An 11618-nucleotide genomic window follows, 5' to 3' on the forward strand; every position below is an offset into this window, starting at 1 on the left:
TTAAGAAAATTGAGTTAATTAGAGCAAAACAACGCGAAAGCAAAATGAGAATGATTTTTTTAAAGTAAAAAATAGCTACAATGAAAAATTAGCTACTTGGTGGGGATTGAATTTGCAAGTGGCTCTAGCGATTATCTTTTAGTAATTAAAGGGTATGAAGGAATTTTTTATACATTTTACTTTGTCGCCATTCCATACCTAATGGGGGCAACTTTTCTCTTTTTTGCAGTAGCAGGCGGCAAATTTGAGCATTTTATGCTTCTTGAGTTCAGTGCATTTTTAGTTGTTTGGATGATAGGGTATGAGATCGTTGCTGCTTTGATACTGATTGCTATTTTGATTTCTTTCTTTAAACATGATTCAAAACAGGGGTCAAGACGCTAGGTTTTTAGTTATAATTTCAAAAAAAATCTAGGCAGAACAATATGAACTTTATTCAAACACGCGGATGTGATGAAACAAGAGCTGAGAGTGTAACATTCTCAGAGGCTATCTTAAGTCCAATCGCCTCTTTTGGCGGTCTTTATGTACCTGAAAATTTACCGGAGTTAGGAGAAGCGTTTTTAAACGAACACCTGAACTCTTCTTATAAAGAACTTGCTGCTGCTATGCTTGGACGTTTTGAAATTGATATTGAAAAAAATGTAATTGATGAAGCACTCAGTCTTTATGACAAATTCGATGACCCCTCCAATCCCGTTCCGGTAGTAAAAGTAAAAGAGAATCTTTATGTAAGTGAGCTTTATCACGGTCCTACTCGTGCTTTTAAAGATATGGCACTGCAGCCCTTTGGTATTGTTCTCTCATCCATCGCACAAAAAAGAGATGAACACTATCTTATCCTTGCTGCAACAAGCGGAGATACAGGTCCGGCGGCGTTAGAGACTTTTAAAAATCGTGCAAATGTTCAGGTAGTATGCCTATACCCAGATGGCGGCACAAGCGATGTTCAGAGACTTCAAATGGTTACTGAAGATGCGAAAAACCTCAAAGTCATAGGTATTAAAGGTGTTTTTGACGATGCGCAAAACGCACTTAAAAAACTTCTGGCTTCCACTGAATTTAAAGCGGCACTCAAAGAGAAAAATATTCTTCTTTCTGCTGCAAATTCAGTCAACTTCGGGCGCATTATCTTTCAAATTATCTACCATATCCACAGTTATCTCGAACTTGTACGCCAAAGTGCTATTACTATGGGCGAAAAGGTATATCTCAATGTACCGAGTGGAAATTTTGGAAACGCACTTGGGGCTTACTATGCGTGGAAAATGGGGTTGCCGGTTGAAAAAATCATTATATCTTCAAATGAAAACAATGTTCTTACAAAACTTATCAAAACAGGAAAGTATGATTTAAGAGATGCTCATGTTCTCAACACGACTTCCCCTGCGATGGATATTCTAAAATCATCTAATGTAGAGCGCATTCTCTATGATATGTTTGGTTACGAGAGAACAAGAGAGTTGATGCAAGATTTGGAGTCTAAAAACTTCTATGAACTAAGCAGTACAGAGTTAATGGAACTTCAAAAAAGTTTTGATGCAGATTTTTGTACGGGCGATGAGGGCAAAGCTTATATAAAAGATACGTTTGACAACAACGGCTACTTAATGGATCCGCATACGGCTACATGTATGAAGTCTTATGAGACATGTTCAAATCCTAGGATAAAAACAATTGCTTACTCAACTGCCGAGTGGACAAAGTTCTCTCCTGTGATAGCAAATGCGCTTACAGGCGAGGTTGATGCACAAGATATCGTTGCGCTAGAGTCAATCGCAAAAGAGGCGAAGCTCTCTATACCTTCGATGATTAAAGAGCTCTTTGCCAAAGAGATAGTTCAAAAAACCGTTATAGAAAAAGAAGATATAGAAAAAGAGATACTTAAGTTTTTATAATCAAGAGAGCTCTTTTGCCCTCTTATGTGCTTTTTCAATAGCATTGATGCACGCAGCACGGGTTGCGCTATCTTCTAGTGCACCGTATCCTGCCGCAGTTGTTCCTCCTGGGCTCATAACCGCATCTTTGAGAAGTGCGGGGTGTATCTCTTGTATAAGCATCCCAAAACCATCAAAAAGTCCGCGCATAACAGCCATCGCATCGGCTCTTTTCATCCCCTCTTTGACAGCTCCGTCAGTAAGTGCTTCAGCGATAAGTGCCAGATAGGCAGGACCGCTTCCTGCAAGTGCCGTTGCAATATCCAGCTCTTTTTCACTCTCCAGCCAAAGTGTCGTACCGATAGCTCCAAGCAACTCCTTAGCTTCGTCTTTGTAAGTTTTATCACCGGTAAGCGTAGTCATGGATTTGCTCACACTTGCAGCGAGATTTGGCATGCAGCGCACAAGGGCATAAGGATTTAGATGCTCTCTCAATTTTTTTAAGGTTGTCCCTGCTAAAACAGAGTAGATTACTCTTGCTCTTCCTGTAAATTTGGAAGCAACTTCCTCTACGTTTGATGGCTTGACACAAAATATAACTGTTTTTTGTTCGATATTAAAACCATCAAGAAGAGCTTTTTCTACATCTACGCCAAGCTCTTTTTCAAATTTTTCAAGTTTTTCAAAACTTCTACCCACAACTTCTATTTTGCAGCTCTCTTTTAGCCCTTTTGCAATACTTAGAGCCATATTTCCATTTCCGACAAAAGTTATAGTCTGCATAAAAACCCTTGATTTTTTTATGGTAGTATAACATCATCATAAAGAAATATCAAAGAGAAGCAGGTAAAGAGGAAAATGGAGCAATTTTTACAAGAAGCAAAAAATGCAAGCAGAGTTTTAGCAGAGCTTAGCGGCGCTCAAAAAAACAGAATTTTAAAAGAGATGGCAAAAGCACTAAGAGCAAACAGTATGGAGCTTATAGGGGCAAATGCAAAAGATATGGCTGATGGCAAAAAAAATGAGCTATCGTCAGCTTTGATGGATAGACTTTATCTTGATGAGAAGCGTATTGATGCAATGGCAGTGGCGATAGAAGAGATAGCTGCTCTTAAAGAACCTGTGGGACGTGTGCTTGATGGATGGGTAACACAAGACGGGTTAAAGATAGAGAAAGTAACGATTCCAATCGGCGTAATCGGCATTATCTATGAGTCTCGCCCAAATGTAACGAGTGACACTGCTGTACTCTGTTTTAAAAGTTCAAATGTTTGTGTATTAAAAGGCGGTAAAGAGGCAGAGAACTCAAACAGAGCTATTGCAGAGGTGCTTCAAGCCGTATTGGAGAAAAATGCTCTTCCAAAATCGCTTATATCTTTGATTCCTGACTCCTCAAGAGAGGGTGTTGCAAAGCTTATAAAGATGGATAAGTATGTCGATTTGATTATTCCGCGTGGCGGAGAGGGTCTTATACGATATGTTTGTGACAATGCAACTGTTAGTGTAGTCAAGCACGATAAAGGGCAGTGCCACACATATGTCGATAAAGATGCGAAGCTGGACGATGCAATCAAAATCGCTATCAATGCAAAAGTACAACGCCCCGGAGTTTGCAATGCAATGGAGACGCTTTTGGTTGATAGTGCCATCGCCAAAGATGCGCTACCGCTTTTTAAAACCGCTTTTGATGAGGCACATACTCAGCTTAAAGGGTGTGCAAATACTCAGGCTATTATCGATGTCGCAAATGCTACGGAAGAGGATTTCGACACAGAGTATCTTGCAAATATCTTAAATATCAGGGTTGTTGACGGGGTTGAGGGTGCGATAGAGCATATCGTGCGTTTTGGTTCGGGGCACTCCGAGGCGATAGTGACACAAAATGTTACAACCGCAGAAAAGTTTTTAAATGCTATAGATGCAGCAGCGGTCTATCTTAATGCCTCAACACGTTTTACGGACGGAGGCGCTTTTGGTTTTGGGGCAGAGGTGGGAATCAGCACAAACAAGCTCCATGCAAGAGGTCCGATGGGAATCGAGGGACTTACAACTTATAAATTTAAAATTTATGGAAGCGGACAAATAAGATAGCTTATGGTTGATACAAATCAACGTCTCTCTTTAAAATATAAACTACAATTAGGGATATTTAAAATAGGAGTGAATTATGTCTTTAATTCCAAGCGAAGCTGCAAAGATAGAAGTAGTCGGGGCAACCGTTGATTTTTTTAAACTTGAGAAAGATGGTCAGAGTACATACTACTTTGATACATCAAAATGCGGTCCGCCAGATCCGATGGTAAATGCGGTATGCGGTTTGAAGCTTATCCAAGGAACACAAGATAAGCTTGTTATGATTAACCATAAAGCACCGGGTGGTCTTTTTGCAAAGCTTTCAAATGATATCTCTTATGAAATGCAGGAAGTTGAGGGCGGTTTGACGCAAGTTACTTTCTCAAGCAATGGTGCAGCAAACACGGATCTTGAAAATATCCGCCACTAGGCAAAGAGATGTTTTCGATTTCGCAAGATTTTGCGCCGCCTTTTAAGCTTATCTCCCCGTTCTTTATCGTGGGGAGCTTCTTTTACTTAGCGGCGGTATTTTATATCTTTTCTATCGCTCATCAAAATATTTCATTGCTTGATGCAAAGATACTTGGCTTTGTACACCTCTTTTTGCTCGGGTTTGTGATGATGGTTATCTTTGGTGCGATGGCGCAGTTGGTTCCTGTTGTTTTGGAAGTCGGACATTTTGGAGTTGAGCTCTTTTATGCTATATGGCCGCTTCTTGGCATCGGTACGGTGATGATGGTTTTTGGTTTTAGCTATCCTATGCTGCTTCCTTTTGGCGGAGTGGTTGTTTTGATAGCTATGATGATTTTTGTGATGGAGATATTTCTCACCATAAGAAAAGTCGAAAAACTTACACTTGTAATGAGCAGTGTGCTTATTGCCAACATCTTTCTATTTTTTGGAATTATTTTTGGTCTTGTGATGTCGCTTGGATATGCGGGAATGATAAGCATAGATATAGATGCACTGCTAAGAAGCCATGTTTTTTTAGTTGTTGTTGGCTATATTGTTGTGACAATTATGGGATTGTCGGCAGTTTTGATACCTATGTTTGGACTTTCACACGGCTTTTCCATGAGACCGCTAAAAATCGCCATGACTATGATAGGTATTGCGGCTCTTTTTGTCGTGGCTTCTTCGCTTGGCGGCATAGGAGCGTTGGCATATTTTGGATATGCACTCTCAGTGGCGGCGATGGTTGTTTACTTCTTCTTCGTAAGGGTGATTTATAAAACAAGAGCCAGAAAAGAGATAGATATCTATGCAAAGTCGCTTCTTTTCTCTTATGTCTCTTTTATGGTTTCGTTGGTGTTGGGAGTTCTCTACTTTTTAGGAGCGGGTGAACCTTTTATATTGAGTGCCGGGTGGCTCATGTTTTTTGGATTTTTTGGATTTATTATTACAGGGCATATCTATAAAATCATCCCTTTTTTAGTCTGGTTTGAGCGATTTTCTCCGCTTGTGGGAAAGCAAAAAGTCCCTATGCTTGCAGATATGCTTCCACAAAAGAGTTCTTCTGCACAACTTCTCTTTAGCGCCACAGGTGTTGTGGTAGTAGCTGTAGCACTTTTGCTGCAAAATGAGATACTTATAAAAGCAGGTGCATCATTTTTACTTTTTGGTGTATTTGCGTTTGTTAAAAGTGTTTTTTATATGATAAATTATAAATAAAGGATTAGGTTATGTATTCAAAAGAGGAATTATTTTTAGCGATTTCAACTGTTCTTGACCCTGAAGTAGGGTTTAATCTTGTAGAGATGGGGCTTATCTATGATGCTTCATGTGATGCAGACGGAAACGCCTATGTTAAGATGACGCTCTCCACAAAAGCGTGTCCTTTGCACCAGCTTATCATGCAGTGGGTAAGAGAGGCTGTGCAAAAAATGGCGGGTATTAAAAGCGTGGAAATTGACTTAGTCTGGGAACCGGCATGGAACATCTCTATGGCAGATGAGCATGTCAAGCAAGCGCTTAACAGAGGTTAAGCGCGGTTTGTGTATTCATTAATCGCTTCGCATGCTTGCTGAAGCGATCTTTTGTACTTTCTAAGATTGTTTATATACTCCATATCTGTTGGGTTTGAGAGGCTGCTTTTAAGGTCAATCGCAAGTTGATGGAGTCCATCTGCACCGATATTTGCCGCTACGCCAGAGATATCAAGAAGCATTTTACTTGCATTTGCACTATCAGAAGCGCTTATATATTCTTGGATAATTTTTGCAGAATCTGAATATTTTGAGATAAAATCGTGTAAGATTTCCAGATAAAACTTTTTGTCACCGCCACAAATCTCAAGCCCCATATGTGTGTCAAACTCTTTTAAATCTTCATCTTCATGTTCATTAGATAGACTGTTTTTGGCTTCATCACCTGTAGTATAAGCATATAAGATATCGTAGAGTGCATCCATTTTGAGAGGTTTTTCAAGATGTGCTTCCATGCCGACACTCAGCATATTTTTGATGTCATCCACCGCAGTATCACCGCTTAGCGCAATCACAGGAATATGTTCGAAGTTTGGATTTTTTCGGATTTCCCTTGTTGCTTGAAAGCCGTCCAAAACGGGCATGTGCGCATCCATAAAAATCATTGAGAAATTTTTGTTTTTTTCAAGGATGTTAAGCGCCTCTTGCCCATTGTTTGCTATGGTTATACTAATGCCTGATGCTGACAAAAGCCCAACAATAACTTTTTGATTGATAACATTATCCTCTGCGATGAGAATTTTTGTACCTCTAAAAATCTCAAAATCCTCTTTGGTTATTTTTCCATGCAAAAGAAGTTCTCGTTTTGTTCTTTTGATGAGTTGTGTCGCAGCAGCTTCAACGGGTTTGATATCAATTTTTGATTCTTTTCGCGCAATTGGAACCTCCAATGGAGTAGTTTTGGGCTTGTCTTCATAAATATACTGATTGTTCTCTTTTTTTTGTGATGTTTTAAGGACGAAATAGATAGCTAAAAGGCTTAACGCTGCAATTGCACCGATAATTTCTATATAGTATGTGTTGATAAAACTTTGCATTTTGCCCACTTTTTTTTCTTTATAATACACTAAGAAAAATTAAACTTTACAAAAGTAATGTATAATAGTAATAAAAATAGTCCGTAGGTAGGGTATGCAAGCAGTTCCTCATGTTCCAGTTCTTTATAGAGAGGTAGTAGAAGCTTTTGGTGAGATAGAAGAGGGAATAGTTATCGACTGTACGATGGGGTACGGCGGACACTCCTCGCTGCTTCTTGAGGCAAACCCTCGCATAAAGCTTATCGCAATCGACCAAGATCAGAGTGCTATCGACTTTTCAACCGCAAGACTTGAGCCTTACAAAGAGAGAGTTGTTATAAAAAAAGGGCGTTTCGCATCACTTCTTAAAGAGATTTTGCAGGAGTATAAGCCTAGCCAAATCAGAGGAATTTTGGCAGACATCGGAGTTTCATCACTTCAGCTTGATCAAAAAGAGAGGGGATTCTCTTTTTCCAGTGAAACACTAGATATGCGTATGGATAAAGATGCGCCTCTTAGTGCATACGATGTGGTCAATAACTACTCACAGCGAGAACTTGAGAAAATTTTTTTAGAATATGGGGAGTTAACAAATTTTAAAAAAATAGCCTCTTTTATCGTACAAAATCGCCCATTTTTTACAGCTAAGGAGCTCTCTGATGCACTCAAACCTCTCTTGCCAAGCTCAAAAAAGATTCATCCTGCCACGCTCCTTCTCCAAGCCATCCGCATTGAGGTTAACAATGAGTTGGGCGAGTTAGAATCGCTGCTGGACACCATAGAAGAGGCAAAATTTCCAAATACGAGAGTAGCTATTATCTCCTTTCACTCTTTGGAAGATAGAATTGTCAAAAATAGATTTAGCCAGTGGAGCAAGAGCTGCATCTGTCCGCTAGAGGCGATGCGTTGTACATGTGGAAACAACCATTCCTATGGGAAAATCGTAACAAAAAAACCGCTTATTGCTCAAGATGATGAACTCAAAGCAAATCCAAGAAGCAGAAGTGCCAAGATGCGTATATTTGAGATGGATGTGTAGATGAGCCATAAAACAGAACTTTTAAATGAAGTCGATGATGTTATAAATCCAAAAAAAGAGTTGGATTTAAACTACTTTTTTTATGTAGTGCTTAGTGTTTTTTTTGTAATTGCTCTGCTTTTTCCAAAGATATATATACAGCAGCAGATTTATTTTACAAGCAGAGACATAGCAAAACTAAAAGGCGAGTATGATACGCTTAAAGAGGAAAACAGGCTCATTCAAAGCTCTGTAGAGTCGATACGCTTTAAAAATCAGATTCTCGATACACTTTTTTAAAGGGTTTTGATGTTACGCCGTTTTTTAGAGTTTGCCATAGACAAACCGCTTCTTAATCATATCTTTTTAACTTTTATCTTTGTGCTTTCTGTTTTTTCTTATATAAACATCCCAAAAGAGATTTTTCCGCCTATGAATATGGACAAAGTAACCATCTCCGGTGGATATGTGGGTACTTCCGCAGACGTTTTAGACAAAATGGTGGTTAAGACAATAGAGGATGATTTGCAAAATATTGCAGAGATAGAGACCATAAAAACAACCATCAAAAACGGCTCTTTTTCGATTATAGCAGATATAAAAAGAGGTTCTGACAACATAAACGTATTAAACGATGTCAAAGATATAGTCGGAAGCGTTAAAAAAGATTTGCCTGCTGATATGGCTGAACCTATCGCTCAGATAAAGCTTCATACCTTTCCGCTAGCACTGGTAGCATTAGCGGGAGATAGACCAAAAGATGAACTCTTAGCACGAGCAGAAGAGCTTAAAAGTGAGCTTGGCAAATTTAAAGAGCTCAGCGAGATAACAATCAGAGGGGATGCGGATGAAGAGCTTGTTATTCGCATAAACGAGCAAAAAATCTTAGCCTATGGACTTCAACCTGCCTTAGCTATAGAAGCTATCAAGAACATCAGCTCTGTTTTTCCGGTAGGAACGATAAAAGAGCGGGGTTCACACCTCTACATCTCCACATACAACGGAGAAAAAAACAAAGAAGCTATTGAGAGTACTCTTGTAAATGTTGGCGGTGCAAAGGTTCGCATAGGCGATATAGCAGATGTCTCTTTTGAACTGAGTGATGAGTCTGAACTATCACATTATAACGGCGTAAGAAATATTTCTATCAATGTAGCAAAGTCACAAGACGGCAATGCGATTGCGTTGGTGAAAGAGATACGCACGCTTTTGAAAGAGCAGGAAAAACTCCATCCGGAGCTTAAATATGAGATTTATGCAGACACCTCGGTTTGGATAAAAAACCGCTTGAACACTGTTTTTGCAAATATAGCTTTTGGACTTGCTCTTGTCTTTTTAGCAATGCTGCTTTTTATCAACTCCGGAATTGCTATCGTTGTTGCCGTGGGTATCCCTGTGAGTTTGATGACAGGGCTCATAGTAACAGAACTTATGGATGACAGTCTTAACATGCTCTCTTTGCTTGGCGCACTTATAGCTCTTGGGATGCTTGTGGATGAAGCCATCGTTGTTGCTGAAAATATCTATAGACACCTAGAAGAGGGGATGGAGCGGCGGGAAGCAGCTATTGTAGGGGCTTTGGAGATGTTTCCTGCGGTTCTTACCGCAACGCTTACTACTGTTTTTGCATTTTTGCCGATGTTGCTGCTTAGTGGCGAAATGGGGATGTTTATAAAAATCATTCCTATTATGATAGCAGTGCTTTTGCTATCATCTCTTTTTGAAGCATTTTACTTTTTGCCTCTTCATGCACATGACTTTTTAAAGGTATCGCACAGCCAGAGTTTTACAAAAAAACTTTGGACAAAAATCTCTTCTTGGCATAACGTTGTCTTACACATCTTCTTCAAAAGAAAGTGGCTTTCTCTTATCGTGATGGTTGTAGCAATTCTCTCTCTAACTGCTGTGATGCTAAAAAACTCAAAGTTTCAACTTTTTCCGGATTTTGATACTACACAGGTTCATGTTTACGGAAAGGTTAATGTAAACAATGAGCTTGAGGATACTGAAAATATTGTCACCGAGCTAGAGAATGAGCTTTTAAAGCATATAAAAGGTGATGATATCTCTTCTATTACATCTGTTATCGGCTTTAAGCTTGATGCAAAAAATATAGTAGAAACAGGTGAGCATCTTTTTCATATATTTATTGACCTAAGCGAGCGTGCACCGGAAAACGTATTTGATGTATATGTAAGTCCATATCTTTCCATAGAGTATGATGAGGAGTTGCTCAAGAGGCAACGAGACGCAATAGTGATAGCAAAAGATGTCGAAAAGGTTGTAGCACCATTTCATGAACTTAAAAAAGGGGGAAATTTACTCTTTGAAGAGCTTGTTGTCAAGGTTCCGGGGGCAGGGGTTATCGCTTCAGATGTTGAAATTAGCTTAAGTGCAAAAGAGGAACAAAAGATACTTCAAGGGGTAGAGGAGCTTCAAAACGCTTTAAAGGCGATGGATGGCGTGAGTAATATATCCAATGATGCTACTCTTGGTGAAAAAGAGCTGAAGCTGCGTGTCAATGAGTATGGACAGCAGCTTGGGTTCAATGAAGAGCTTATCTCCAGAGAGTTGCGCTCCTACTATCTCAAGGGCGAATATGGCAAGATGTTCAACGAGAGCGGACTTGTGCGTATCAAGATAGAAAGCAGCATCAACGAGCAGATAGACTCCATCAACAGAGTTGAGGTACAAATTCCATCTTCGGATAGATTTGTACTGTTGCGTGAGGTGTGTGATTTTGTAATGACGCAAGGATTTGTCGCACTGCAAAAAGAGAATGGCGTGAGAATAAGAACAGTAATGGCTTCTCTTGATAAAAAAAAGATAACATCTGCAGAGGCGATGCAAAAACTCCAGCCAACGTTTGCAAAACTTAAAAATGATGGCTTTGTTATAGACATAAAAGGGGAAGAAAAAGAGAATGCAAAAAACAAAAGAGAGATGCTCCAATCTGCGCTTATCGCTATTTTTCTTATCTTTATAACGCTTGTTTGGCTCTTTGACTCGATTAAAAAATCGCTCATAGTCATCAGTACTATCCCGCTTGTTTTACTTGGCGTTTTGTTTGGTCACATGGTAATGGGTATCAACTTAACTATGCCGGGGATGATAGGTGTTGTAGGACTTGCAGGGGTTGTTGTCAATGATGGTCTTATAGTTGTTAGTTTCATAAGAAATGCAAAAAACACAGAGGAGTTGATGCAGATGGCACAAACAAGATTGCGCCCGATTCTATTGACGTCGCTAACTACCGTTTTGGGGTTATCTACGCTTATATTTTTTGCATCAGGGCAGGCTATGATACTTCAACCCATGGCAATTTCTCTAGGTTTTGGTATAGCATGGGCAACATTTCTCAATCTCATTTATGTTCCGCTCCTATATGCGGTAGTTTTTAAAATTAAGGATGCCGACAAATCAGAAAAATCTAAGGTGATTTAAAATATAATTCCGCCCTACAAAGCAATATTTTCTTTGTGTAACAAGTGGGTTCTTAGCTCAGTTGGTTAGAGCTCCCCGCTCATAACGGGGCGGTCAAGTGTTCAAGTCACTTAGAACCCACCACTTACAAATTCCCCAAACATCGAACTTTCAAAGTATAAAATCAAAAGCAAAAATTTAAGTTAAAAACAGCTTATCCCACTTT

General features: G+C 39.4%; 11 protein-coding genes and 1 tRNA gene. 10 read left to right on the plus strand and 2 right to left on the minus strand.

The window, feature by feature from the left end; translation table 11 throughout:
* The first annotated feature begins 99 nt into the window (after positions 1-99).
* Together PHY84_RS10980 and thrC are read left to right on the plus strand one after the other, a co-directional pair.
* Entirely contained in the window at positions 100-384 is a 285-nt protein-coding gene (locus PHY84_RS10980; RefSeq protein ID WP_299859756.1) for a hypothetical protein, read from the plus strand.
* Between the two features lie 41 nt (positions 385-425).
* Positions 426-1898: a threonine synthase gene (gene thrC / locus PHY84_RS10985; RefSeq protein WP_299859758.1), complete on the plus strand. Its 1473-nt coding sequence runs from the start codon at positions 426-428 to the stop codon at positions 1896-1898.
* Here the strand turns inward: thrC and PHY84_RS10990 are convergent, their stop codons facing one another.
* A complete protein-coding gene (locus PHY84_RS10990; protein ID WP_299859759.1) occupies positions 1899-2660 on the minus strand; it encodes a pyrroline-5-carboxylate reductase in 762 nt (253 codons plus the stop codon). It abuts the gene before it with no gap.
* A 48-nt stretch (positions 2661-2708) separates the two neighbouring features.
* Here PHY84_RS10990 and PHY84_RS10995 point away from each other — a divergent pair, with 48 nt between their 5' ends.
* From PHY84_RS10995 to PHY84_RS11010, 4 genes are all read left to right on the plus strand, one after another.
* Positions 2709-3968: a glutamate-5-semialdehyde dehydrogenase gene (locus PHY84_RS10995; RefSeq protein ID WP_299859772.1), complete on the plus strand. Its 1260-nt coding sequence runs from the start codon at positions 2709-2711 to the stop codon at positions 3966-3968.
* A 76-nt stretch (positions 3969-4044) separates the two neighbouring features.
* Positions 4045-4380: a hypothetical protein gene (locus tag PHY84_RS11000; protein WP_299859760.1), complete on the plus strand. Its 336-nt coding sequence runs from the start codon at positions 4045-4047 to the stop codon at positions 4378-4380.
* 8 nt (positions 4381-4388) lie between these two features.
* The gene (locus PHY84_RS11005; RefSeq protein ID WP_299859761.1) at positions 4389-5621 is read left to right on the plus strand and encodes a hypothetical protein; all 1233 of its coding nucleotides are present in this window, start codon (positions 4389-4391) and stop codon (positions 5619-5621) included.
* A gap of 11 nt (positions 5622-5632) precedes the next feature.
* Positions 5633-5935, plus strand: coding sequence for an iron-sulfur cluster assembly protein (locus tag PHY84_RS11010; RefSeq protein WP_299859763.1), 303 nt, complete (start codon positions 5633-5635; stop codon positions 5933-5935).
* On the opposite strand, the gene PHY84_RS11015 is transcribed toward PHY84_RS11010, so the two are convergent.
* Entirely contained in the window at positions 5932-6972 is a 1041-nt protein-coding gene (locus PHY84_RS11015) for a hybrid sensor histidine kinase/response regulator (RefSeq protein ID WP_299859765.1), read from the minus strand. The two genes, PHY84_RS11010 and PHY84_RS11015, sit on opposite strands and share 4 nt — an antisense overlap.
* A gap of 94 nt (positions 6973-7066) precedes the next feature.
* On the opposite strand from PHY84_RS11015, the gene rsmH reads away from it, so the two are divergent.
* From rsmH to PHY84_RS11035, 4 genes are all read left to right on the plus strand, one after another.
* On the plus strand, positions 7067-7990 hold the full coding sequence (rsmH, locus tag PHY84_RS11020) for a 16S rRNA (cytosine(1402)-N(4))-methyltransferase RsmH (RefSeq protein ID WP_299859767.1): 924 nt from the start codon (positions 7067-7069) through the stop codon (positions 7988-7990).
* Positions 7991-8269: a hypothetical protein gene (locus PHY84_RS11025; RefSeq protein ID WP_299859769.1), complete on the plus strand. Its 279-nt coding sequence runs from the start codon at positions 7991-7993 to the stop codon at positions 8267-8269.
* A 9-nt stretch (positions 8270-8278) separates the two neighbouring features.
* Positions 8279-11413, plus strand: coding sequence for an efflux RND transporter permease subunit (locus tag PHY84_RS11030; RefSeq protein WP_299859771.1), 3135 nt, complete (start codon positions 8279-8281; stop codon positions 11411-11413).
* A 46-nt stretch (positions 11414-11459) separates the two neighbouring features.
* Positions 11460-11536 (plus strand) — tRNA-Ile (locus tag PHY84_RS11035).
* Positions 11537-11618 lie beyond the last annotated feature (82 nt).

This window comes from Sulfurimonas sp. (genome assembly GCF_028694605.1).
In the GTDB taxonomy this organism is placed as follows: Bacteria; Campylobacterota; Campylobacteria; order Campylobacterales; family Sulfurimonadaceae; genus Sulfurimonas.

Coding starts and splice junctions, on each gene's coding strand:
- thrC (WP_299859758.1), top strand. CDS start 426: ATGAACTTTATTCAAACACGCGGATGTGATGAAACAAGAGCTGAGAGT.
- PHY84_RS10990 (WP_299859759.1), bottom strand. CDS start 2,660: ATGCAGACTATAACTTTTGTCGGAAATGGAAATATGGCTCTAAGTATT.
- PHY84_RS11000 (WP_299859760.1), top strand. CDS start 4,045: ATGTCTTTAATTCCAAGCGAAGCTGCAAAGATAGAAGTAGTCGGGGCA.
- PHY84_RS11005 (WP_299859761.1), top strand. CDS start 4,389: ATGTTTTCGATTTCGCAAGATTTTGCGCCGCCTTTTAAGCTTATCTCC.
- PHY84_RS11010 (WP_299859763.1), top strand. CDS start 5,633: ATGTATTCAAAAGAGGAATTATTTTTAGCGATTTCAACTGTTCTTGAC.
- PHY84_RS11015 (WP_299859765.1), bottom strand. CDS start 6,972: ATGCAAAGTTTTATCAACACATACTATATAGAAATTATCGGTGCAATT.
- rsmH (WP_299859767.1), top strand. CDS start 7,067: ATGCAAGCAGTTCCTCATGTTCCAGTTCTTTATAGAGAGGTAGTAGAA.
- PHY84_RS11025 (WP_299859769.1), top strand. CDS start 7,991: ATGAGCCATAAAACAGAACTTTTAAATGAAGTCGATGATGTTATAAAT.
- PHY84_RS11030 (WP_299859771.1), top strand. CDS start 8,279: ATGTTACGCCGTTTTTTAGAGTTTGCCATAGACAAACCGCTTCTTAAT.